The organism is Streptomyces sp. NPDC058632 (genome assembly GCF_042717095.1).
GTDB lineage: Bacteria > Actinomycetota > Actinomycetes > Streptomycetales > Streptomycetaceae > Streptomyces.
Window position 1 is genome coordinate 28,827 of the sequence record NZ_JBHXQZ010000051.1, and the last position, 22,797, is coordinate 51,623.

18 protein-coding genes and 2 pseudogenes are annotated in these 22,797 nt (G+C 71.3%); 12 read left to right on the plus strand and 8 right to left on the minus strand.

The annotated features are described in order from the left end of the window. From ACFWVE_RS20400 to ACFWVE_RS20430, 7 genes and pseudogenes are all read left to right on the plus strand, one after another. Positions 1 to 417, plus strand: a pseudogene (locus tag ACFWVE_RS20400) (hypothetical protein); the annotation flags it as partial. A gap of 36 nt (positions 418 to 453) precedes the next feature. Beyond that, the gene (locus ACFWVE_RS20405; RefSeq protein WP_384015856.1) at positions 454 to 2,130 is read left to right on the plus strand and encodes a B12-binding domain-containing radical SAM protein; all 1,677 of its coding nucleotides are present in this window, start codon (positions 454 to 456) and stop codon (positions 2,128 to 2,130) included. Beyond that, positions 2,127 to 3,203: a sulfotransferase family protein gene (locus ACFWVE_RS20410; RefSeq protein ID WP_384015858.1), complete on the plus strand. Its 1,077-nt coding sequence runs from the start codon at positions 2,127 to 2,129 to the stop codon at positions 3,201 to 3,203. Before ACFWVE_RS20405 ends, ACFWVE_RS20410 begins: the two co-directional genes overlap by 4 nt. Before the next feature lie 89 nt (positions 3,204 to 3,292). Continuing rightward, positions 3,293 to 4,057 carry a class I SAM-dependent methyltransferase gene (locus ACFWVE_RS20415; protein ID WP_384015860.1) on the plus strand — a complete coding sequence of 255 codons (765 nt, stop codon included), beginning with the start codon at positions 3,293 to 3,295 and terminating at the stop codon, positions 4,055 to 4,057. 225 nt (positions 4,058 to 4,282) lie between these two features. Then, the gene (locus ACFWVE_RS20420; protein WP_384015862.1) at positions 4,283 to 4,750 is read left to right on the plus strand and encodes a rubrerythrin family protein; all 468 of its coding nucleotides are present in this window, start codon (positions 4,283 to 4,285) and stop codon (positions 4,748 to 4,750) included. Beyond that, the gene (locus ACFWVE_RS20425) at positions 4,743 to 6,725 is read left to right on the plus strand and encodes a methyltransferase domain-containing protein (protein ID WP_384015864.1); all 1,983 of its coding nucleotides are present in this window, start codon (positions 4,743 to 4,745) and stop codon (positions 6,723 to 6,725) included. The genes ACFWVE_RS20420 and ACFWVE_RS20425 overlap by 8 nt, the downstream gene beginning before the upstream one ends. Positions 6,726 to 6,732: 7 nt before the next feature. Continuing rightward, positions 6,733 to 8,061 (plus strand): sulfotransferase, encoded by a 1,329-nt coding sequence (locus ACFWVE_RS20430; protein WP_384015866.1) that lies wholly within the window; start codon positions 6,733 to 6,735, stop codon positions 8,059 to 8,061. A gap of 117 nt (positions 8,062 to 8,178) precedes the next feature. Here the strand turns inward: ACFWVE_RS20430 and ACFWVE_RS20435 are convergent, their stop codons facing one another. After that, entirely contained in the window at positions 8,179 to 8,412 is a 234-nt protein-coding gene (locus ACFWVE_RS20435; protein ID WP_384015868.1) for a hypothetical protein, read from the minus strand. A 1,114-nt stretch (positions 8,413 to 9,526) separates the two neighbouring features. On the opposite strand from ACFWVE_RS20435, the gene ACFWVE_RS20440 reads away from it, so the two are divergent. The 3 genes from ACFWVE_RS20440 (at position 9,527) to ACFWVE_RS20450 (ending at position 12,081) form a co-directional block, all read left to right on the plus strand. After that, positions 9,527 to 10,438 carry a universal stress protein gene (locus ACFWVE_RS20440; RefSeq protein WP_384015870.1) on the plus strand — a complete coding sequence of 304 codons (912 nt, stop codon included), beginning with the start codon at positions 9,527 to 9,529 and terminating at the stop codon, positions 10,436 to 10,438. Continuing rightward, positions 10,429 to 11,301, plus strand: a complete 873-nt coding sequence (locus tag ACFWVE_RS20445; protein WP_384015872.1) for a universal stress protein — start codon at positions 10,429 to 10,431, stop codon at positions 11,299 to 11,301. Before ACFWVE_RS20440 ends, ACFWVE_RS20445 begins: the two co-directional genes overlap by 10 nt. Before the next feature lie 291 nt (positions 11,302 to 11,592). Then, positions 11,593 to 12,081, plus strand: coding sequence for a hypothetical protein (locus ACFWVE_RS20450; RefSeq protein ID WP_384015874.1), 489 nt, complete (start codon positions 11,593 to 11,595; stop codon positions 12,079 to 12,081). On the opposite strand, the gene ACFWVE_RS20455 is transcribed toward ACFWVE_RS20450, so the two are convergent. From ACFWVE_RS20455 to ACFWVE_RS20485, 7 genes and pseudogenes are all read right to left on the minus strand, one after another. After that, positions 12,032 to 14,428 carry a glycoside hydrolase family 65 protein gene (locus ACFWVE_RS20455; protein ID WP_384015876.1) on the minus strand — a complete coding sequence of 799 codons (2,397 nt, stop codon included), beginning with the start codon at positions 14,426 to 14,428 and terminating at the stop codon, positions 12,032 to 12,034. The two genes, ACFWVE_RS20450 and ACFWVE_RS20455, sit on opposite strands and share 50 nt — an antisense overlap. 49 nt (positions 14,429 to 14,477) lie before the next feature. Further along, positions 14,478 to 15,353, minus strand: a complete 876-nt coding sequence (locus ACFWVE_RS20460) for a universal stress protein (protein ID WP_384015878.1) — start codon at positions 15,351 to 15,353, stop codon at positions 14,478 to 14,480. A 193-nt stretch (positions 15,354 to 15,546) separates the two neighbouring features. Next, complete coding sequence (locus ACFWVE_RS20465) at positions 15,547 to 16,551, minus strand: Acg family FMN-binding oxidoreductase (protein ID WP_384015880.1); 1,005 nt, start codon at positions 16,549 to 16,551, stop codon at positions 15,547 to 15,549. Positions 16,552 to 16,647: 96 nt separating this feature from the next. Continuing rightward, positions 16,648 to 17,580, minus strand: a complete 933-nt coding sequence (locus tag ACFWVE_RS20470) for a pyridoxamine 5'-phosphate oxidase family protein (RefSeq protein ID WP_384015882.1) — start codon at positions 17,578 to 17,580, stop codon at positions 16,648 to 16,650. Positions 17,581 to 17,848: 268 nt separating this feature from the next. Further along, the gene (locus tag ACFWVE_RS20475) at positions 17,849 to 18,133 is read right to left on the minus strand and encodes a DUF1876 domain-containing protein (RefSeq protein WP_384015903.1); all 285 of its coding nucleotides are present in this window, start codon (positions 18,131 to 18,133) and stop codon (positions 17,849 to 17,851) included. Positions 18,134 to 18,271: 138 nt separating this feature from the next. Continuing rightward, positions 18,272 to 18,509, minus strand: a pseudogene (locus ACFWVE_RS20480) (nicotinate phosphoribosyltransferase); the annotation flags it as partial. A gap of 259 nt (positions 18,510 to 18,768) precedes the next feature. Continuing rightward, a complete protein-coding gene (locus ACFWVE_RS20485; RefSeq protein WP_384015884.1) occupies positions 18,769 to 19,590 on the minus strand; it encodes a universal stress protein in 822 nt (273 codons plus the stop codon). 453 nt (positions 19,591 to 20,043) lie between these two features. Between ACFWVE_RS20485 and ACFWVE_RS20490 the strand changes: the two genes are divergently transcribed. Both ACFWVE_RS20490 and ACFWVE_RS20495 read left to right on the plus strand, forming a co-directional pair. Next, positions 20,044 to 21,525 carry an AAA family ATPase gene (locus tag ACFWVE_RS20490; protein WP_384015904.1) on the plus strand — a complete coding sequence of 494 codons (1,482 nt, stop codon included), beginning with the start codon at positions 20,044 to 20,046 and terminating at the stop codon, positions 21,523 to 21,525. Positions 21,526 to 21,612: 87 nt separating this feature from the next. Further along, positions 21,613 to 22,671, plus strand: coding sequence for an alcohol dehydrogenase catalytic domain-containing protein (locus ACFWVE_RS20495; RefSeq protein ID WP_384015886.1), 1,059 nt, complete (start codon positions 21,613 to 21,615; stop codon positions 22,669 to 22,671). The last annotated feature ends 126 nt before the right edge of the window (positions 22,672 to 22,797 follow it).

Here is a 22,797-nt window from a genome sequence, read left to right on the forward strand (position 1 = left end):
CCTCTTCCTTTGGTGTTGGGGTGGTTTCTTTTTTTTCATAACCCCCCGGCCCGGGGGGGGCGCCCTGGGGCGGCCCCGCGCCCCGGCGGCCGCACCGAAACGAACGTGCAGCAGTTGCCTGCCCGCCCCGCCCCTCCCGGTGTGCTGCGCGATCGGGCCCGTAACCCGGCCGTTCTCGTGCACCGGTTGCTCAAGGACCCGTCTCTGCGTTCAACGGAGACCGGTCGTACCTTGCTGAGGTTGCTCGACGCGCAGGCCCACGTCATGCAAAGCTGGGACAGGCTCGTCGATGGCGTCCCTCAGCACTGTTCCGAGATCATCGCTGATCTCGCGAACGAATATGCCAAGTTCTGGCACGAGTTCGCGGCGCAATCGCACACCGTCGCGCACGGCGGTGACCGGCAGATCAGCGGTTGAAAACGCAAGGAAAGTCGGCCGAAAAAGGAGTGTCCTGTGGCGCCCAAATCCCTTGCTCTTGAACTGTACGCGAATGCCGATGAACTGATCGACCACCACTTCATGAACCAGATGCGCGAACAGGACGTGACACCGGTTCCGACCGATCCGTCGAAGCCGCGCTTCACGCTCGTCGTCGGCCCGTCACCCTTCACCATGCCGCGTGGCTGGGAGTTCTTCCTCACCTCGCCCTACGAGGGCGCGAGCTACATCTCCACGGTGTTGTTCAACGCCGGCTACCCGGTGAAGATCATCGACGTCCGGTACGACCTCGACCCGCTCAAGACGGCGTACGACCAGATCATCGGCGACACCGATGTACTGGGTGTGTGCACCTTCGAGGACAACTTCCCCTTCTGCCGCGAACTGATGGCGAAGGTGCGGGAGTCGGCGCCGGACATGCCCATCATCGTCGGCGGCTCGCTCGCCACCTCCGTCCCGCACGTGTTCATGAAGAAGACCGACGCGGACATCGTCGTCGTCAGCGAGGGCGAACTCACCATCCTGGAACTGATGGAGAGCTACACCGCCGGCAAGTGGTCCCGCGATCTGCCCAACATCCGCGGCATCTGCTACCGCACCCCGGAGGGCGAGCCGAAGCGCACCCGGCCGCGGGGCCAGATGATGGACCTCGACGCGCTGCCGAGGATGCGGCTCGACCTGTGGCCGCAGTACCACAGCCCGATGGGCATGCAGCCGCAGATCATCTCCTCCTACAGCCGCGGCTGCAAGATGGACTGTTCCTTCTGCTACCGCACGACTCCCCAGGTCAGGGCGAAGTCGCCGGAGAAGATGGACCGGGACATGGACTGGCTCAAGAGCCAGTACGGGATCGACTTCTGCTTCTTCGTCGACCTGACGTTCAGCTCGCACCGCAAACAGACCCTCGAGATCTGCGACGTCATCAAGGACCACGACATCCGCTGGACCTGCCTGACCCGCTGCGCGGACATGGACGTCCCCAGGATCAACGCGATGCGGGACTCCGGCTGCGACATCATCCTCTACGGTGTGGAGTCGCTCGGCACCGACGTGCTGCGCGAGGCGCGCAAGGGCAGCAGCGAGAACCTGACCGTGCGGGCGATGCGCACCACGTTCGACGCCGGGGTGCGGTTCGGCTCCCTGCTCATCGTGGGCCTGCCCAACGAGAGCGAGGAATCGCTCAACCACATGGTCGAGTTCGCCGAGACCTACAACCACGTGACACGGGTGAAGTACCTCTCGGCCATGCCCGGCACCACCGTCTACAAGCAGGCGATCGGCTCGGGCCTGATCCGCTCCGAGATCGACCACCTCAACTGGCTCTCCGTCGAACAGGCCCTGCACGAAGACGAGTTCCTCAACGTCAGCGGGCTGTCGGAGCAGGTCTGCCGAGACGCGTACAAACGCATCTACGACGCCTACCAGCCCGGCCCGGTCATGGAGTTCCGTCACTTCCCCGAGGGCTTCGAGTACTTCCACCCGCAGCCCGACGACGGTCAGGCGCGCTCCACCGACTACGCCGGCACGAAGTGGCGGAGCGAGTTCAGCTCCGCGGCCGGTCCGCTGGCCCCCGGCTCCGACCGGTTCACCCTCGACAAGTGCGCCGACCCGGAGGTCGCGGCGGCGGGCAGCAGCCTGATGGAGTGCGGTGCCAAGCGGATGGAGAAGCTGACCACCGTCGGTGAGGTATGACGGCACCCGGAGCCGAGAGCCCCGTCCTGATCATCGGCACCGAGCGGTCCGGATCGAACCTGCTGCGGCTCATCCTGGAGTCGCACTCACGGATCACCGTTCCGCACCCGCCGCACTTCATGAGGTACCTCGCTCCACTCGCCGGTTCCTACGGGGACCTGGCACAGGCACACAACCGTGCGCGGGCCGTGGGTGACGCCCTCGGCCTGCTGCACCGGCACATCCACCCGTGGCCGCACCCGGTCCGTGCCGGCCGGATCGTCGCCGAGCCGGCCGGACCGGGGCTGTTCGGGATCGTCGCGGCGATCTACGAGCAGCACAGGGCCGCCACGGGCAAGGCGCGCTGGGGATGCAAGAGCACGTTCATGGTCGCCCATGTCGCGGACGTGCTGGAGGTCTTCCCCGACGCCCGGTTCGTCTGGCTGGTCCGGGACCCGTGCGACGTCGCCTCCTCGGCGAAGCGCGCGGTCTTCGGACCCAGCCACCCGTACCGGATGGCCCGACTGTGGCGCGCGCAGCAGGAGATGGCGCGTGCCGCGCTCGACGCCCACGGTCCGGGCGTGGTGCACCTGCTGCGCTACGAGGACCTGGTGTCGCGTCCGCAGGAGGAGATCGGCAGGCTCTGCGACTTCCTCGGGGAGAAACCGGAGCCGGACATGCTGCGGCACCACACGTCCGCCGCCGCACGGCAGACGGCCGCTCTCGCCGACGCGTGGCGCAAAGCGGGCCAACCGGTCACCGTCGACCGGATCGGAGCCGGCCGGCGCGGTCTGAGCACCCGCGAACGTCTGTGGGTGGACAAGGTGACCGGACCGGTGAAGCAGTCGCTCGGCTATCCGGTCGACGCGCGGGCCGCTGCCGTCCCCGATCCGGGGCGGCCGGCGCTCGCGCTGCGTTCGGCGTGGCTGCGAGCCGGCATCGAGTACCGCTCGATGCGCGAGGACGACAACCACCGCGCCCGGCTCCGCCGGGACGCCTATGTCCGATGGCTGCGGGTGAAGGCCCGGATGCGCGGCGGGCTCCGGGCGCCCGTGCGCCGCATCGCCCCCGTCGCGCGGGGCGAACCGCTCTGAGACCTGCCCGCGCCTGCCCCTCCCCGGCTCTGCCCCCACCTCGACCGTGCACGGGGAGAGCCACCTCGAGTCGACCGCTTGGAGTCGCGTTGACGATCAGCCGGCACGATGTCACCCACCACTTCGCCCTGCGGGCCGCCACCTACGACCGGTCGAGTTCCTGGTGCACCGACAGTGAACTAGGCGACGTCCTGCTGGACATGACCGCGCCCAGGCCGGGGGACCGCGTGCTCGACGTGGCCTGCGGCACCGGACTGGTGTCCCGCCTCTTCACCGGGCGGGTCGCCGAAGTGGTCGGGGTCGACGTCACCGAGGAGATGGCCGACCAGGCAAGACCGCACCTCAGCCGGCTGGTCGTGGCACCGGCCGAGAAACTGCCCTTCGAGGACGACGAGTTCGACCTGGTCGTGTGCCGCCAGGGCGTGCAGTTCATGGATCTGCCCGCGGCGGTGGAGGAGATGGTCCGGGTGGTGCGGCCCGGCGGCCGCGTCGTGATCATCAACCTGTGCGCGTACGACGAGCGGGACCGCGACGAGTACTTCGAGATCCTGCGGCTGCGCAACCCCGTGCGCAGGCACTTCTTCCTCCCCGCCGACCTGACCGATCTGCTCCGCGAAGCGGGCTGCGACAGGCAGGAGGCCCGTTCGTACGTGTCCGTGGAGGACGTCGACGTCTGGTCGGACAACGGCGCCATCGAGGAGGAGCGCCGGGAGGCGATCCGCGCGGTCTACCGAGGAGCCTCGGCCGAGTTCCGTGCCCTGCACGCCGTCCGCGAGGCCGACGGCCGGTTCGTCGACCACATGCTGTTCGTCCTGGCGGCCGGGACCAAACCGTCCGCCCCCGCGGCGTCCTAGGGCGTCGTGCGCACTCCCGCGCGTGACGGGGGCGAGGCCGACGATCCGACCATATGTTCCGCGGCCGTCCCGGCTGCGGCCCCGCGGCGCCGTACCCGTCGCTCCCGGCATCCGGGAGAACCGGAACGCCGCCGCGCGGGGACCACACCGGGTGCCTCGCAGAAAACGCACGAACCACATGAACCACATCCGGCCCACGGGCCGCCCGACAAGGTACGGAGATCCATGGCGCATCTGAGTGACGGCCTCGCCGCCGACCTTCGGTCGGCCATCGCGGCGGAGGCGACGGCCACCCTGCGATACACCTACTTCGCCCAGATCGCCGAGGTCGAGGGCCACACCGAGATCGTCCAGCTCTTCACGGAGCTGGCCGAGAGCACCCGCTGCGTCGTCCACGGCCATCTGGACGTGCTCCGCGACGCCACCGCCCCCGGCCAACGGAGCGACATCGGGGACACGCCGCTGAACGTGGCCTCGGCGGTGGTCGGCGCGCTCCAGGACGCCGGCGAACTGTATCCGAGGCTGGCCACCTCCGCCCACGCGGAGGGCCACGCCGACGTGGCCAGCTGGCTCACCACCCTGACCGCGCTGAAGAAGCGGCACACCGCCCGGTTCGACACGGCGCTGACGAATCTGACGGGTACCTCGGGCACGGACCCCCTCCCGACGCCCCACGGAGCGACCGATGACTGACGACCTTCTCGCCGCCGCCCCGCCTGCGGCGGACATGCGGTACGACGCCTCCGCCATCGTGGTGTTCTCCGGCCTGCAGGCCGTACGCCGCAACCCCTCCATGTACATCGGCTCCACCGACGCGGACGGTCTGCACCACCTGGTGTACGAACTGCTCGACAACGCCGTGGACGAGTACGAGGCCGGCCACTGCCGTGCGCTGTCGGTGACGCTGCGCGCGGACGGCTCCTGCGCCGTCGAGGACGACGGCCGGGGCATCCCGGTCGACCCCCACCCGGACACCGGCCGGCCCGCCTGCGAGGTGGTGCTCACCACGCTGCACGCCGGCGGAAAGTTCGGCGGCAGCTCCTACGTCCACTCCGCCGGTCTGCACGGCGTCGGTCTGTCCTGCGTCAACGCCCTGGCCCGCTCGCTGCGCGTGGACATCCGCCGCGACGGCGTCCACCACACCCAGGAGTACGTCCGGGGCGAGGCGCGCACCGAACTGACCGACGTCGGCACCACGGAGCGCCGTGGCACCACCATCACCTTCCGCCCTGACCCGGAAATCTTCGACACCTGCGACTTCTCGGCGCGGATCATCGGCGAGCGGCTCCAGGAGATCGCGTTCCTGCACAGCGGGCTCACCGCCCGGCTGGTGGACGAACGCAGCGGCACGGTGGCCGAATACAGCTTCGACGGCGGGGTACGGGCCTTCCTCGCCCATCTCAACACCGACGCCCTCGCCGTCCACCCCGAGCCGGTGGTGGTGTCCCACGTCGGCGAGACGGTCTCGTTCGACCTCGCCTTCCAGTGGACCGAGGGCTACACCGAGGAACTGCGCAGCTTCGTCAACGGGGTCCGCACCGACCAGGGCGGCGCCCACGTGGACGGCATCCGGGCCGCCCTCGCCGCGGTGATCAACCGGTACGCCACGGCCCACCACCTGCTGGACACCCGCACCGGTGAGCGGATCACCACGGTCGACATCCTCGAAGGGCTCACCGCGGTGGTCTCCTTGCGGATGGTCAGCCCCAAGTTCGACGGACAGACCAAGAAACGGCTGCAGAACCCCGAGGTCAGCAAACTCGTCCAGGACGTCGTGGATGCCGAATTCACCCGGATCATGGAGGCGGACGAGGGCTTCGGCCACCGCGTGGTGGCCCGTGCCCTGGACGCCACACGGGCCCGGCTCGCCGCCCGCCTCGCCAGCCGCACCGCCCGCCACCAGCGGCGCGAGCTGGACATCGACTACGGCGTCTACCAGCGGCAGTTCGGCATCCGGTCGAAGAACTGGCACGACTCGTGCACCTGGCTGACCGACGAGGAACTGCTCGCCAAACACGCCGAGATGTGCGACGTGCCGGCGGACGCCCGCATGCTCGACGTCTGCTGCGGCAGCGGCGTCGTCGGTGCCTCGTTCAAGGGCAGGGTCGGGGAGACGATCGGCCTGGACCTCACCCCGGAGATGGTCGCGCTGGCCTCGACCCGGCTGGACCGCGTGGACCAGGGCACCGTCTACGACCTGCCCTATCCCGAGGCGTCCTTCGACCTCGTGGTCACCCGTGAGGTGCTGCACCTGCTGCCCCAGCCCGAGCGTCCGGTGTCGGAGATCTTCCGCGTGCTGCGGCCCGGCGGGCAGTTCATCGTCGGCCAGATCGTCCCGTTCGCCGACGAGGACGCCTTCTGGATGTACCGCGTCTTCAAGAAGAAGCAGCCCCTGCTGTACCAGATGTTCCGCGAAGCGGAGTTCCGCTCCCTGCTGGTCGACGCCGGCTTCGTCGACGTGCGGATGACGGAGTACCTGCTGTGGGAGTCCATCGACCAGTGGATCGACACCCACGAGACGACGCCCGCGCACCGCCAGGAGATCCGGAGGTTGTTCTACGAGGCGCCGCGCGAGGTCCGCGAGGTGCATCCGTTCGAGATCCAGCCCGACGGCTCCATCCGCGACCAGTGGCGGTGGTGTGTCTACTCGCTCAGGAAGCCGTGGTGAAACCCGTATGACCCTGCCCGTGCACGCCACCGATGTGTCCGACACGCTCCACAGACTGCACGACCGGCTTGCGGAGCTGCGTGCCCTGCGCCACAGCGACGTGCGGCGGTTCTCCACGCAGGTCCGCTCCGTCCTGGTGGTCGCCTCCAGTTCGCGCGGGGGGTCCAGCATGGTCACCGAGACCCTGCGTGCCTCACGGGCACTCGTCCACCTCCAGGCGGAGATCAATCCGTTCCTGCGGCTGGCCGGGCTGGGCTTCCCCGACAGCGGCAGCGGTTCGGACCTGCTCGACGCGTCCCACGCGGCGGCGCTCACGCCCGCCGCGCGGGAGCTGCTCGACGAGGAACTGGCGCGGGACGTCGGCACGGTGGCCGACCTGCCCGACGCGGAGCAGTTCTCCCTCGACGTGGCGTGGCGGTTCGCCGTGCAGTGGCCGGAGCTGTCGCTCAACCCGCTCACCGTGGCCGAACGGGTGCGTCACATGCCGCCGGGCATCCCCTCGTGGGATCCCGCGGCGGTCACCATGACCGTGCTGCGCGACCTGCACCGGCAGGGCGTGCCGGTCTCTCCCTGGTACTACGACCTGCCGCGGGACGTGCTGCGCCACGAGGCGTTCGGCACGCCCTCGCCCCGCGCGCCCGGCCGGCTCCTCATCGAGGAGCCCCCCTTCGTGCTGGCCCGGCCCTGGCGCCGGGCGGAGCCGGCCGACCTGCGCGACAAGACACTCGTGATCAAGACGCCCAGCAACGCCTACCGGCTGGATTTCCTGCGTGCGCTGTTCCCCCAGGCCCGGCTGCGTGTCCTGCACCTGACCCGCAACCCGGCCGCCGCGGTGAACGGCATGTACGACGGCTGGCTGCACAACGGTTTCCACGCCCACCGGATGACCGTGCCCCTGGCCATCGCCGACTACGTCGAACGATGTCCGGACAACCGCTGGTGGTGGAAGTTCGACCTGCCGCCGGGGTGGCAGCAGTACACCGACGCGCCGCTGCCCCGGGTGTGCGCCTTCCAGTGGCGCAGCAGCCACCAGGCGATCCTGGACGATCTCGAGCGCACCCGCACCGACAGCCTCACCCTGCGGTTCGAGGACCTCATCAGCGGACCGGACGGACGCATCGCGTCGTTCGAGCGGCTGGGCGACTGGCTCGGCATCCCACTGGAGGGCGAGTTCCGGCACGCGGTCCACCACGGCATCGCACCCGTGGTCGCCACCGCGCGGCCCCGGGCCGGCCGCTGGCAGGAACGCACGGACCTGATCAAGCAGACGTTGGACGCGCCCACCCTCCAGGTCGCCGACCGGCTCGGATACGCCGACGCCGACGGCTGGATCTGAACGGATCCGTGGCCGGGCTCGTTCGTGTGACGTGGTGGCGGGGGACACCCCGGGCGGTGCAGGTGCCAGGTGCTGCTGCGTCCATGACCGGTGCGTCCGGAGCCTTCCGCCGCCGTGTCACCGGTTCTGCGCGACCGCGGGCACGGGTGGGGCGCGGGACGTACGGGCCGCGGGGACCGTGCCTGCGGCAGCCGTGAGCAGGGTGAGAACAACGACCACCGGCACAAGGCGGTCCGTGGAAACGCTGAACGGCGCGGCCGTCGCGACGACGCGGACCACCGGCCACGCGTAGGGCCGGGCGAGGGCCACGCCGAGCACGGCGCCGAGTGCCCCGTGGATCGCGCGTTCCACCGTGACGGTGAGGTGCGCCGATGCAGCGGTGAGGCCGAGGGCACGCAGCAGGCCGAACCCGCGCCGTGCGTTCCACGACGAAGAGACGGCGGTGGCGACGACGGCGACGAGAGCCGAGGCGGCGACGGCCGCAGCGAGGAGAAGGAGACCGGGGCCGGACTGCCGCCCGCGGACGCGGCGGCCTTCTTCTCCCCCGAGGCCCGTACGGCCTCCCCGCTGCGCATCGCGGTATGTGCCTTCCCGCTGCGGAGGCCGCAGCCTGACATGAGGTCGATGACGAGCCGGAGCCCGTCGCTGGAAGGATCTTCTTCGCCGACGCGCGCCATGAACACGAAGGCGGCGAGAATGGGTACAACGGCGAAGCGAAGGTGAGGAGCATGCCCGGTTCTCCTGTCGTCGGGGCCGACGGTTTTGAGCACGCGCTTCCAGTGACCGGCTGGGCAACCGGTGGAGCAGCACGGCGCGGCCGGCCGATGCGCCTGGGCCATGGCTCTCGACGGCAGCGGTACGAGCCTCCCGCGTGCTTCCCCGGCCGTGGCCGTCTGCCCGAGCGGGTCTGCGCGTGCTTCCTCGTGGGCACTGCGGCAGCGCGAGGGGGCGGCCTCACCGTGGCGGTACGAGCGCGGTGCCCGGTGGTCCTCGTACGTGGTGACAAGGCAGGACCTGAACGAAGTGGCCGAGGACGTGCCGGTGCCCGAGTGCACCGCTCCGCGGTCGAAGGGCCCGCACGCGGTGTGCTCACGGAGCGTGCCGCCGCGGCTTCCACCCGCACCGGACGTGCTGCCCCGGGCCACTCCAGCGGACATGGCGGGAGCCGGCCATGCACAAGGACAGGGGAAGCCCGTGCCCACACCATGACACGACAAGTCCGGGCCCGGTGACGTGCCCGTGACGCGGGCCCGCATCGATCACCGGATCGCGGTCGAAGGCCCCGCGGTGGGTGTGATCTGCCGCGACGGCCGGGCAGTGGGGCTGCATCACCGCGACGGCAGTGACCATCGGGCCCGCCGACGGAAGGGATGCCCGGCCTCCGCAAGGACTTACGAGGCCCTGTCCCTCCGCGGCGACCGCTCCGACGGCGTGGCGGACACCGGAGAGTGCCCCAGGAGGAGTCATGACACCCACAAGCCGGCATGACGAAGAACTCGGACCGGTTGTCGCAGGCGTCGACGGCTCCGCGTCGTCGCGGGCGGCGGCCCTGTGGGCGGCGGGCGAGGCCGACAGGCGGGGACAGCATCTGCGGCTTGTCTCCGGGGCGGATCTGGACCGGCTCAGCCGCTTCGCCGCGTTCGAGACGACCGAGCGCCTGCGGGAAGCGGGGGGCGCGCATCTGGCCGAGGCGCAAGAGGTGGTTCACGGGCGCTTCCCGGGGCTGCCGGTGGAGCGCGAGCTGAGCGACAAGAACGCGGTGGCGGCTTTGCAGGAGGCGGCCGCCCCCGACGCGACCGTCGTCGTCGGCAGCAGGGGCCTGGGGGGCTTCCCCGCTCTGTTGCTCGGCTCCGTGAGTCTGGCTGTCGCCGGGCATTCCTCCGTCCCGGTGGTCGTCGTACGAGGCCGGACCGACCGGCCCGACACGGGAGTCGTGGCTGCCGCCGTCCGGGACGAGACGGACGCCGACTGGGTGTGGCGGGCGGCAGCCGAGGCGGAGCTGCGCAAGGGAGCGCTGCATCTGGTCAACGTGTGGAACCCCCTGTCCCACGTCGGGCACATGGTCACCGCGCCCGGCGACCTGGGCGACATCACGGAGCAGGGACGGGCCAGGACCGACGCCCTCGCTGCCGTGGTCCGCCGAAGCCACCCCACCCTCGCGGTCACCACCGAGGCCGACGTGGGCACCGCAACCGCCGCCGCGCTCATGGACGTGTCCCGTCGCGCCGATCTGCTGGTGATGGGGGCCCGAAGGCGGTTCATGGGCTCGGGGCCGGCCCTCGGCCGTCTGGGACACGCTGCTCTGCATCACGCCCGGTGCCCGGTCGAGATCGTGCCCCTACCGGGTGAGCCGGACCAGGAGGAATCATGGCGGTAGCAGGGGTCCGCGACGAGATCCTTGTCGGAGTGGATCCGAAGGACTCGTTCCGCCCGGCTCTGACGTGGGCCGCTCGGGCCGCCTCGCTGAGAGGTGTCGCCGTGCGTCTCCTGCTGTCCCTGCCGCCCTTGCACAGCACCCACCATGTGGATGTTCAGCCCCACCACGAGGCACTGCGGATGGAAGGCGAGAAAGCCCTGTCGGCTGCCGTGGAGACGACAAGAGCACTCGCCCCCGACGTTGCGGTGACTGCGGTTCTGTTCGACGGCATGCCCGCTGCGGTGCTGTGCCAGGAAGCGCAAGGGCGCGCTCGCCTCGTCGTGGTCGGATCCCGTCGGCTCACCCGTCCGGAGGAAGTGTTCAGCGCCGGCTCGGTGGTCGTGCCGGTCAGCGCGCGTGCGGACTGTCCGGTGGTGGTCGTCCGGGAGGCGGGGCACGCCGGACAGACGCCTCCGCGGCTGGTCGTCGGGGTCGACGGCAGCAGCAGTTCCCGGTCGGCCGTCGACTTCGCGGTCCAGGAGGCCGGCCTGCGCGGCGCGACCGTTCACGCCGTGTGGGTGTGGCCGGAGCACGTGGCCTGGCCGACCGGTCTCGGCGACGAGCGGGCCGGTCTTCTCGAGCGGCACCGGCTCCTCGCAGAAACGGTGGCAGGGCTGGGGGAGCGGCACCCCGACGTGGGGATCACCCAGGAGGTTCTGCGCGGTCATCCCGTCGAGGAACTCGCACGTGTCTCGGCGACGGCTCAGGCCGTCGTGGCGGGGCGCCATGGGCGCGGTGGATACAGCGGCATGAGGCTGGGGTCCGTCGTGCACGGGTTGCTCCACCGGGCCGAGTGCCCCGTCGTCGTGGTGCCCTCGGCCTGAGACCGTGCTCCTACCGGACCGGGACCTGCTCGCCCGACAGCGGCCCGAATGTTCCCACGGCGTCACGAGATCCGGGGACCGAATGCCGTGGGCTCGCCGGACTCGCCCTGCCCGTCGTGAGGAGCCGGGACCTCCGTCACCTGCTGTCGCTGACCTCCGTTGCGGAGAGTGCGGCCCGGCCGGCCTCCGGACGGGCGACCGGTACGCGGAATGGAGAGCAGGAGACGTGACCGAGCCCGACGGTGTGGAAGAACCGGCACGTTCCCCTACGGGCTGCAGGATCCCCGGGACGTGGGCACCCTGCGGCTCGCCGTGGCGATTCTGTGCGTGGTGATGCTGAACGCCGCTATCGGCTTCGCACCGGAGTACTCCGCCGAGCGGACGGCGGAGTCGTTGCAGGCGATGGTCAGACACACCTGCCGGGTACTGCGCGACGGGGAGAGACGGGAACTGCCCTCGCGGCAGCTGGTGCCCGGAGACGTGGTCGTCCTGGAGGCCGGGGACGCGGTGCCGGCCGACTGCCGTCTCGTGGAGGCACACGAGGTCTCCGTGAACAACGCGGCGCTGACGGGTGAGAAATCCATGCCGCCTTCCAGCGGGGGCCCGCCCTCCGCCGAGTGGCCGGGGCGCCGCGCGGACGGCCTCGACGGAGTGGCCGGCCCACATGCCCGGCAGCCGCCGGATCCCGTGCTCCTCCACGGGCCGCAGCACTTCGTCCGTGTCGGAGCGATCAGCCTGCCGGCAGCACCAGCGTGCAGGTCTCTCCCGGTGCGACCGTGACAGCCCGGTCTGCCAGTACCACGCGGATCGGTGACTGTTCCGAGTCGGGCACGTCGATCCGCAACCGTCCGCTCCGCAGCCGCACACCGACACCCCAGTGACCGCGATAGCGCAGTGAGAATCCGTACTCGGACAGTGTCGGAAGCGGCGCGGGGTCCAGCCACAGCGCGTCCTCGCGGGTCTCCAGTCCCGTCAGGCCGCGCTGCACCAGGTCGAGGGTCCCGGCCATGGCACCGAGGTGAATGCCCTCACCGGTCGTGCCGCCCTGGAGATCGGCGACGTCCGACTCCAGGGCCTCCCGGCAGTACCGCCATGCCTCGGCCCGTCTGACCCGGGCGAGGACCCAGCCGTGGACGAGCCCGCTGAGGGTGGAGCCGTGGCTGGTGCGCCGCAGGTAGTAGTCGACGGTCCTGCGCCAGATCTCGTCGTCCATCGCGTACCCCAGGCGCCGGAACACCCTCCGCAGCTCCGCGGGGGAGAAGAGGTAGCCGAGCATCAGGACGTCAGCCTGCTTGGAAGCCTTGTAGCGGTTGACCGCGTCGCCCTCGGACTCCAGTATCCGGTCCAGCCTCCGGATGCTGTCGTACCGCCGACGGTAGCCGTCCCAGTCCAGCTCGGCCAGGTCGCCGTAGCCTTCGAACTGGCTGATGACGCCCTGGTGGCAGGGCACGCGCAGCCGTCGGGACACCTCTTCCCACTTCAGGAGTTCGTCGCCGTCCAGCCCCATGCGGTCGAACAGTTCCTCCCGGCGCCACGAGGGGAGCCGGCGCACGAGCTCCAGGGCACGGCCGAGAACCCAGGCAGCGGTGACGTTGGTGTACGCGTTGTCGTCCAGGCCGGGCCGGACGGAGTCCGGGTAGCTGTCGTGATACTCGTCGGGGCCCACCACACCACGGATGCGGTAACGGCCCGTCCCGGGGGCGGACTCCGCGGTGTCCGCCCAGAAGCGGGCGATGTGCAGCAGCATCTCCGCCCCCTCGGTGTGGAGGAACCTGGTGTCGCCGGCCGCCTCGCAGTACTGCCACACGTTGTAGGCGATGGCCGAGCCGACGTGGTGCTGAAGCCGGGAGTGATCCGGCAGCCAGCGCCCCGAGCGGGGGTTGAGATGCAGCTCCTGGGTCTCCTCACGACCGTCGCTGCCGCTCTGCCACGGGTACATCGCCCCTGCCCGGCCGGCTGCGGCCGCCGCCCGGCATGCCTGCGGCAGACGCCGGTGCCGGTACATCAGCAAGGCCCGGGAGACCTCCGGAAAGTGCAGGTTCAGGTACGGCAGCACGAACAGCTCGTCCCAGAACACATGTCCCCGGTACGCCTCGCCGTGCAGCCCTCGGGCGGGCACTCCCACGTCCAGTTCCGCGGTGTGCGGTGACAGCGTCTGCAGGACGTGGAACTGGTGCAGGCGCAGGACGTGACCGGCCTCGCCGGGCACCTCGACCTCCGCCCGCCGCCACAACTGCTCCCAGGCGGCGGCGTGGGAGGCCATGAGTGCGGGGAAGCCCGGGGCCACGGTCACCCGGTCCACGGCCGCATCGAGCGGGTTGGAGATCGCCGTGTCGCGTGAGGTGTGCAGCGCCACGGTCTTCTCCACGGCGACGGCCCGGCCCGGGGCGACGCGGACCACGAGGCGATGCGCGGCACGCCGACGGGCGGGGCGCAATCCCGAAGAGACGGGCTGCTGCCCGGGGACGACGGTCCGGGCAGCCATGACGACCGTGATGTCGGAGGCGCTGGTGCGGCAGCGCAGCCACACCCTGTCGGGCTCCTCCCTCCCCGTTTCCACCTGCGTCAGGTGACGGCGGTTGAGAGCCCGGTAACGGTGTACGTTGCCGTTGATCACACCGCCGTCCAGGGCGGACTCGATTTCGATCTCTCCCGACCAGTCCTCGGCCGTGAAGACCGTCCGCAGCGCGGCCAGATGAGGGTGCCTCATGTGTACGAGGCGGATCTGCTCCACACCCACGACGCCCGCGTCGTCCCGGTAGCGAAGCGTGCGGGTCAGTGTGCCGCGGCGCAGGTCCAGAGTGTGCCGGTGGTCGAGCAGGGCGCAGGTGTCCGGGGAGAACCACGGCCCCCAAGGTCCCTCGGCGGGACGGCAACGGAACCGCAGGAGCAGCCAGTTCGGCAGGTTGACCAGATCCTCGTTGGTCACCCGCTGCCCCGCCACGGTCGACTCCAGCCGGTTGTAGCAGCCGGCTGCGTAGGTACCCGGGCAGTGCACCACGCCCGCTCTGCTCTCGGGCACCGCGCCGCGGGTGGCGAAGTAGCCGTTGCCGAGGGTGCACAGCGCTTCACGCAACCGTTCGGCAGCGGGGTCGTACCCCTCGTACTCCCACGTCCACGCCGACATCCGCAGCACTCACTCCTCTTCTCCCACGAGGCGGCCCACGGGCCGGTGCTCAGGCTCGCTGAGGGACCACGGCGACCGGGCACCCGGAGTGGTGCAGCAGGGCGTGGGCGGTGCGGCCGAGCTGCAGACCGAAGTGGCCGCGCCGCCTCACGGCGCCGACGACGATCAGGTCGGCTCCGGCTGCCGCGTCCAGGAGAACCCGGTGGGCAGGGCCTTCGACCGGCCTGCGGTGGACCTCGACCCGGGGGTGGTCCCGTACCCCCTCGTGCAGCGCGTCGGTGAGGTTGGCCGAGGCGCGTTCCTCGCGGGCACCGGCGGCATCGTCAGCGAGGAGGGGATGGTCCACGTGCTCGTGAGCCGGGCTGCGCCAGGCCCGCACGGCATCAAGGGCACAGCCGCGCGCCTCGGCCTCCTGGAAGGCGAACCGTACTGCGCCCGAGCCCGTGGTCGAGTCGCCGACACCGACCACCACCCGACCGAGAAGGCCCTGCCGGTTGCGCTCCGAGCCACGGACGACGAGGACCGGACACCATGCGCGGGCCGCCACCGTGAGACTGACCGATCCCAGCAGCAGCCCGGCCATCGCGCCTCGGCCGCGTGAGCCCGTGACCAGTGCGTATGCCTCGCGCCCCGCCTGCAGCAGCGCGGCCCCGGCATCGTCGGGCAGCACATCGCCCGACACCTTCACCTCGGGATCGCGCAGCCGGGCACGTTCCAGGCTCGAGGCGATGATGTGCTCCGCCATGACCTGTTCGGCGGGGTGACCGGTCCTGAGGGAGGGGCGGGCTCCTTCGTAGCGTTCCCACAAGGAGGCGTGGATGAGGCGCACGGGCACGCTGAGGCGTACCGCTTCGTCCACCGCCCAGTCCACTGCCTGAAGGCTGCAGTCCGACCCGTCGACGCCTACGACCAGCGGGGGTTCCATGGTGCCCCTCACCTTCCCTCCTGTGCGGGCGATGACAGACCCCCTGCCCATACAGTCGCACCGCCCGCGGACCGCCGCAGCCGCAGCGACCTGCCGAAAGTCTTTCCGGCCCCGAGACGTACGACCACCGGGGCCGGCGATCGGGTCCGGCGAACGGGTCCGGCGGTTCGCAAAGGGCCGGCTCGAAGGCGCATCAAGGCTGGATGTCAAGTACGTCCGGCACCGGTCGGCGTGGTGTGACGGGACCTGTGGGGCCGTACCCGAGGCGCAGCACGATCTGTGCGTGGCCTGCGCCCGACACGGGGTCGCGCAGGGGCCAGCGCAGGTCGCCCCACTCGAGGGCCTGGGTGGCGAAGGAACTGGACAGGCCCTCCAGGGTGGCCAGCAGCAGGACGCGCTCCATGGCCTGCCCGGCGCTCAGCCAGTCCTCGGGGCCGTCCCGGACCGTGCTGAGGACGGCCAGCTGCGGCGTCCGTTCGAACTCGGCGCTGCCACGGCCCGCCACCGGCCTGGGCCCGGCGAAGTCGCGCATGGGGGCCTTGCCGCCCCGTTTGCGTGGTCCGAAGGCGTAGCCGGGCACGCCGTCCGGGACCTTCCCCTCGGACGGGGCGTCGATGCGGGTCCACCGCGCCAGGTCCTCGTCGCTGCCGCGGTCGGAGAGGTTGCGTGCCTCTGCCTCCTCGAGCAGCCGCAGCACCTCGTCGAGGTGCCACGAGGACGGGAAGGCCAGCATCGCTCCCTCGTGGCGTGCCGCGCCGACGAGGGCCGCGCGCACCTCCTGGGGTATCTCCGTCTCGTCGAACGGGAAGCGGCTGCTGTGCCTCCGGGGAATCGCCGGGTACAGGGGGGCGAGGTCGCTTTCACCGCTCCCGAGTCCGCTCAGCCGCACCGAGGCGAGCAGCGCCGGGTCGGCCGGGTCGGGCAGCAGACGAATCGCCGGGTGCAGGCCCTCGTGGACCGCCGCGACCCGCAGGTTCAGCAGAGCGGCGCCACAGCCGAGGTGCAGGGCGCGGCGGTCCGGGTCGGCGTGCGGCAGGACGCGGTCGGGATCCGCTCGCAGGTGGAGGGTGTGGCTGCCCCGGACGTAGCAAAAGCGCCACGGCTGGACGTTGTGCATCGACGGCGCGGCAGCGGCGTCGCGGACCAGGGCGGCCACACGCTCGTCGGACAGCGGTTCCGGTTCGGGTCGCTGGTTCACCGGGGCCTTCCTTCGCCGGGGCCTGTGGTTCGGACCGGGGGTGGGGCCGGGCTCGCGGGCCCGGGCGGTGGAACGCGAGCTGCGCGAAGGTGCCGTTCACCGGTCGGCCGGAGTGATGCGGCGTCCGGTCAGGCTGGTGGGCCGGATCGACACCCACATCTCGCGTTCGTCCCCGGCCCATGGAGCGGTGTGGGCGTTTTCGTTCAGCCGCCGTATGCCGTCGGGGTCCGTGACCAGCCGCGCGGGGCCGACGGCGAGCACGCTCCAGCCCTGGCTCATGGCCTCGTCCATATGGTCGACCTCGAAGGCGGTGTCCGATCCCACGGCTGCCGCGGGTACGGAGTCGGGGGCGGTCCGGAAGACGATCGCGTCGTCGACGACGTCGTAGTTCACGGGGACGACCGCCGGGCCGTCCGGGGTCGATACCGCGACGCGCCCCACTCCGTGCGTGGACAGCAGGGTGCGGCATTCCTCGGGGCCGAGGTCCAGGAGCCGGGGGTGGGCGAGCGCGATTCCCTGGCCCGGTGGCATGTCGGTGCCACCGCCGCGCAGGGCGTGGACCGTGGTGTTCAGCGCCGAGGCCAGGTTGACGAGTGTCGCCAGGCTCGGATCTGCCTGGTGTTCCTCGAGGTACGCGAGATACTCGGGCGCCATCCTGGCGCGGTGGGCCGTCTCGGCCCGGGTCAGGCCCTGGCGCGCGCGTTCGGTGGCCACCCGCCTGCCGAGGTCACCGGAGTGGGACGCGCCGGCCGGCGGGGGAGCACCGGCACCGGCCCCGGCCGCGCCCGGCGGACGGGACGGCTCCCGGGCCGTGGACTGTTCCCGGGCGGCCGCGGGCCCGTGTCCCGGATGCAGGATGTGCGCGTCGGGCCCGGGAAACACCAGCGTCACCGCCTGTGTGTCCGACCAGCGCACGTCGTACGGGGGTGTCCCGTCCTGGTGGTGGAGCCCGACGATCTCGCCGTCGCGCCTGGTGGCGCCGGTGGCCGGGCTTTCGATGACGAGGTGATCGCCGAGGTGAGCTCGCATGATCGCCGCCCTTTGCTCAGAGTGCTGCCATGTCCAACGTGCCACGCGTACCGTTCGGGGGAAACGTCGAGCGGCTGTGCCGGGGCGGCGCGGGAAGGGCCGACGGCGGGGCCGCCCGTCCCTCCCTCTCGCCGGCCTGCCCACATCCGCGGCTCGGCCGTGATGCCCCTGCGGCGGCTCGGGCTGCCCGGTCTTCGGGACACGCACCGTGAGAACTCCGTTGCCCGGTCTTCCCGCGAGGTGCCCCGGCCGCTTCGCCCCCCGTCGGTCACATGGGCCAGCCGGAGACCGGGCGGGAGGCCGGCCCCGATGCGCCCATGCCCTCGATATCGCGCCCGGCGGCATCCACCAGCTGCCGGCCGAGGTCTTCCATGGCCCTGCCCGCCGCCAGTTCGTCGCCGATCTCCGGCACCTCCCTGTCCGCCGGATTACGGTGCGCGGCTCCGTGGCCGGTAAGCACCGTGCTTCCGGTATCGACCACCGCGCGTGCCTTCGTCGTTCCCTCGTCCTCGAAGAGGTGGAGACGAACCTTCCATTCCACGGTGTGCGGCATCGCTGTCCTCCTCGGCTCGGTGCGGTCCGGATGCGGTCCGTCCAGGCCTCCTGGGTGGCGCGACGGGGGCCCGGATCCGCCGGGTGGCCGGCGGCACGTCTCTCCCAGCACGCGTCGAGGACGGACCTTCCACCGGTGGCGCTGTCCGTTCCGCATCACCGTCTCCAGCAGTGGCCTGCCGTCATGTGGCGGGCACTCGTCGGCGAGAGCGATCACGTCGGCAGAGCCCGGGCGGCGGACACCTGTTTCCGCCCAGGAGCCGTCGCCTTCGCCGGGAGAGCTTCATCACCGGCCGACCGTCGTATCCCACCATCTTGTACGCGGAGTCCCCGTACGGCACGTCGGCCGGGACACCGACGCGAGTGCCGACCGCGCAGAGGACGGTCACCGCTCCGACCGCCGGCGCACCGCCCACGAACCGGTCGTCGGTACCGGCCCGGCCCGCGAGGCGGCAGGGGGCCGGACGCGTACGGTGAACCACGTGCGCCCGTCGTCCTACGCCAGTGGCTCGCCGGCCGCCTCTCCCGCCCCTGCCGAACACCGGAGACTTCGGCCACGGGACCGGCTGCCCCCGGTGGGAGAGCCCTTCGAGCCCTGAAGGACCGGGCCGTTGGCGCCGTACCGGTGATGCCCTGTCATATCTGCGGCACGACCACGATCGGACACGGCGCGTGATGCAACACGGCGTGGTTGATCAGCCCGAGCTGCAGGCCGGGGTGTCCCTGCCGCTTCCCGGCCCCCACGACGAGCAGGTCCGCGTCCGACGCGGCCGCCAACAGCGCATGCCGTGCCGGTCCCTCGACCACCCGGCGGCTCACAGGGGTGCCCCGGTACTGCTCCGCAGGGCCCCGCAGGGCGTCGTCGAGCACCTGAGCCGGCGGGCGCCGATGGGCCTCGAGGGCGTACCACGCACCGGGCGGAGGTTCCGAGGGAGTGCCGACCGGCGCACTCCAGGCGTGCACCGCCACCAGCGCACAGCGCCGTACGTGGGCCTCGCGGACCGCGAACCCCACAGCGGTATCGCTTCCCTCGCCGTCCTCGACACCCACGACGACGCTCCCGAACCGGCCTTCCCTGTGCTCCGCCGAGCCACGCACCACCACGACCGGGCAGTCGGCCCGCGCCGCCACGGCCAGACTGACCGAACCCAGGAGCAGCTCGGCAAGGTCGCCCGACCCTCTGGAGCCGAGCACCAGCGCGAACGCGTTGCGCCCCTTGCCGACCAGGGCGGAGGCGGCGTCCTCATGCAGTACCTCGCTCGACAGCCGCACCGCGGGAGCACCCTTCCCGGCACGCTCCGAGGCAGCGTTGATCACGTCGGGTGCCTCCTGCTCGGGCGCCGCCGCGTGCACCAGGTGGAGGGGGACCGCGTGCCGGGCCGCCTCGGCGACAGCCCAGTCCACCGCCTCCAGGCTCGCCTCGGACCCGTCGATGCCGACCACCAGGGGAATCGTCACCGCTCATGTCTCCTCTCGCACCGGCATTTCGTCCATCCGGGTTCCGCCCCACGGTTCCGCATGCGCCGCGGGAAGGTATGGGGTACTCCTCGACTGAGCAGAGGGGCCGTGCGCGGTGGGCCGGCGCTTTCGGACGGACGAACTCCTTCACCGTCATCCCAGCTTCTTACGAGACGGAGGCACGCGCCATGGAGCCAGCGATCACCGTCGGCCCCGACGGCCCGTGCGAGAGTCCTGCCGCCGGCGGCAGGACCGCCGCCGAGGCCGGGGGCGCGCCGCCGCACGCGGCATCGGAGTCCGGGACGGCCGTGCCCGGTCCGCGCGGGCCGGGGCTCGTCGAAAGCCTTCGCCCGGGCCCTGTGGTCCGAGCCGCCGTCCACCGAGCACGCCGCCCTGTCGCGGTCGTCCCCCATGACTGAGGCGGACGACACCGCATCGCCCCCGCTCGCAGAGATGCGTGAGACCCACACCGCGATCGTGTTCCTCGTCGGTGACCACGCCTACAAGATCAAGAAGCCGGTCGATCTGAAGTTCCTGGACCACACCACCGTGGAGGCCCGCCGGGCCGCCTGCGAACGCGAGGTCGCTCTCAACCGCCGCTTCGCCGCGGATGTCTACCTGGGCCTGGGAGAGGTCCGCAGCCCGCGGACGCAAGCACCCGAACCACTGGTCGTGATGCGCCGCATGCCGGCGGACCGCCGCCTGTCCCGGCTGGTACGTGAGGGGGCCGTCCTCGACGACATCCTCCGGGCTGTGGCCCGGCAGCTTGCCGCGCACCACACGGACGCGCCCCGCAGCCCGGCCGTGGACGAGCAGGGCACCCGGGACGCGTTGTCCTTCCGATGGGAAGCGAGCTTCGCACAGGTCCACGCCCTGGCCGACGGTCTCGCCCTCCCCGACGGCGTGGACGAGGTCGAGCGGCTGGTGCGCCGCTACCTCGCCGGCCGCGAGCGCCTGTTCGACACGCGCGTTGCGCAAGGACGGATCGTCGACGGCCACGGCGACCTGCGTGCCGAGGACATCTTCTGCCTCGACGACGGCCCTCGCATCCTGGACTGCCTGGAGTTCGACGACCACCTTCGCCACCTCGACGGCCTCGACGACGCCGCCTTCCTCGCCATGGACCTGGAACAACTCGGCGCCCCGCACGCCGCGGCATACTTTCTCGCCCGGTACAGCGAGTACTCCGGCGACCCGGTGACCCCGTCCCTGTGGCACCACTACGTCGCCTACCGCGCGTTCGTCCGCGCCAAGGTCTCCCTGATCCAAGCGAGCCAGGGCGTACCCGCCGCCGAGGCGACGGCCCGGCGACTGGTCACGGGGGCGCTGCGCCATCTGCGCGCCTCCGCCGTCGGTCTGACACTCGTCGGGGGCCTTCCGGGCAGCGGGAAATCCACGCTCTCCGGAGCCCTGGCCGACCGTCTTGGGGTGACGCTGCTCAGCAGCGACCGCCTGCGCAAGGAGCTGGCGGGCATCCCGGCCGAACAGTCCGCGGCGGCCGACTACGGTGAGGGGCTGTACACACCGGAGTGGACCACGAGGACCTACGCCGCCCTGCTCGACCGTGCGTCCACCCTGCTGTCCTCGGGCGAGTCCGTCGTCCTGGACGCCACCTGGTCGGACGCGGGACAACGCGAAGCCGCCCTGCGCGTGGCCGAACGCACCAGCGCAGACCTGGTGGCCCTGTACTGCCGGGTGCCCGGCGACGTATCAGCGGCCCGCCTCGGCTCCCGCACCCCCGGCGCGTCGGCGTCCGATGCCGACCTCGGGGTCGCCACCGCCATGGCGCCCGAGGAATCACCGTGGCCCGAGGCCGTCACGGTCGACACCGGTGGTCCCCTGGAGACCGCGGTCGTCCGGGCGCTGGCAGCCGTACGCCCGTGGGACACCGGCCAGGCCACGGTCTTCCGTCGCCCCTACATGCTGCCGGACTGACGGAACACGGGGCGGCCCGGCGTTCCGCGTTGCCCGCGAGCCCTCCGAAGACGACAGTGGAGTGAGGCAGCGAGGGAGTGGGCAACGATGCGAGGACTCGTCTATCACGGTCCTGCACAGACCTCCTGGGACACGGTCCCGGATCCCGCGATCGAGGAGGACACCGACGCGATCGTACGCGTCGACGCGACCACCGTCTGCGGAAGTGATCTGCACATTCGGCGGGGAGACCTCCCCGAGGTCGCACCAGGGACGATCCTCGGCCACGAGGCCGTCGGAGAAGTGGTGGAAATCGGCCGCGGGGTGCACAACCGGCGGCCCGGACATCAGGTGATCGTGTCGTCCGTCTCGGCCTGCGGACGCTGTCCGATGTGCCGCGCCAGCATGTACGGACAGTGTCACGGCGGCGGCGGATGGATCCTGGGAAACATGATCAACGGGACGCAGGCCGAGTTCGTTCGCGTTCCCTTCGCCGACTCCTCCACGCACCGCCGGCCCCCCTCCCTCCCGCTCGGCGACGCGGTTCTGCTCGCCGAGCTCCTCCCCACCGCCTACGAGGTCGGGGTGCGCAACGGACACGTGGGCCCGGGGGACACGGTCGTCGTGGTGGGCGCGGGTCCCGTGGGGCTCGCCGCGGTCGTCATCGCCCGCCTCTACTCGCCTCGCCGGATCATCGCGGTGGACCTGTCCTCCTTCCGGCTGGAAGCCGCCGCACGCCTGGGTGCCGACGCCGCCGAACTGCCCGGACGGTTGATCGCCGATCTGTCCGAGGGGCCGGGGGCCGACGTGGTCATCGAGGCCGCCGGCGATCCGGAAAGCTTCGTCCTGTCCACACGTGTCGTGCGCGCGGGAGGGCACATCGCCAACATCGGCATGCCCGGCAGCCCGGCCACGCTGCATCTGGAGGCTCTGTGGCGCAAGAACCTGACGATCAGCACGGGTCAGGTCGACACGTTCTCCACACCATGGCTGCTCGACCTCGTGACCTTCGGACGCATCTCGGTCTCCCCGCTCATCACCCACACCTTCGACCTCGACCGGATGGAGGACGCGTACGAGGTCTTTTCCCGTGGCCCCGAGACCGGAGCCCTCAAAGTCATGCTGTACCGCGAGGCGAAGCCGCCGCCCCGGCAGCCGTATCTCTGATCTCCCCCTCTTCTCGACTCCCCGGTCCAAAGGACCGTCCGCGCCGCCGACACCGCGGTGGTGTTTCGCCCGGATACCGCCACCGGTGACACCCGCGCCCTGCCCCACCGGCGCGGGACCGCTGAT

Excerpts from the sequence above, each read along its gene's own strand:
- ACFWVE_RS20490 (WP_384015904.1), top strand. The coding sequence starts at position 20,044 with ATGCGTGAGACCCACACCGCGATCGTGTTCCTCGTCGGTGACCACGCC.
- ACFWVE_RS20430 (WP_384015866.1), top strand. The coding sequence starts at position 6,733 with ATGACCCTGCCCGTGCACGCCACCGATGTGTCCGACACGCTCCACAGA.
- ACFWVE_RS20445 (WP_384015872.1), top strand. The coding sequence starts at position 10,429 with ATGGCGGTAGCAGGGGTCCGCGACGAGATCCTTGTCGGAGTGGATCCG.
- ACFWVE_RS20420 (WP_384015862.1), top strand. The coding sequence starts at position 4,283 with ATGGCGCATCTGAGTGACGGCCTCGCCGCCGACCTTCGGTCGGCCATC.
- ACFWVE_RS20460 (WP_384015878.1), bottom strand. The coding sequence starts at position 15,353 with ATGGAACCCCCGCTGGTCGTAGGCGTCGACGGGTCGGACTGCAGCCTT.
- ACFWVE_RS20470 (WP_384015882.1), bottom strand. The coding sequence starts at position 17,580 with ATGCGAGCTCACCTCGGCGATCACCTCGTCATCGAAAGCCCGGCCACC.
- ACFWVE_RS20475 (WP_384015903.1), bottom strand. The coding sequence starts at position 18,133 with ATGCCGCACACCGTGGAATGGAAGGTTCGTCTCCACCTCTTCGAGGAC.
- ACFWVE_RS20410 (WP_384015858.1), top strand. The coding sequence starts at position 2,127 with ATGACGGCACCCGGAGCCGAGAGCCCCGTCCTGATCATCGGCACCGAG.
- ACFWVE_RS20455 (WP_384015876.1), bottom strand. The coding sequence starts at position 14,428 with ATGTCGGCGTGGACGTGGGAGTACGAGGGGTACGACCCCGCTGCCGAA.
- ACFWVE_RS20440 (WP_384015870.1), top strand. The coding sequence starts at position 9,527 with ATGACACCCACAAGCCGGCATGACGAAGAACTCGGACCGGTTGTCGCA.
- ACFWVE_RS20495 (WP_384015886.1), top strand. The coding sequence starts at position 21,613 with ATGCGAGGACTCGTCTATCACGGTCCTGCACAGACCTCCTGGGACACG.
- ACFWVE_RS20425 (WP_384015864.1), top strand. The coding sequence starts at position 4,743 with ATGACTGACGACCTTCTCGCCGCCGCCCCGCCTGCGGCGGACATGCGG.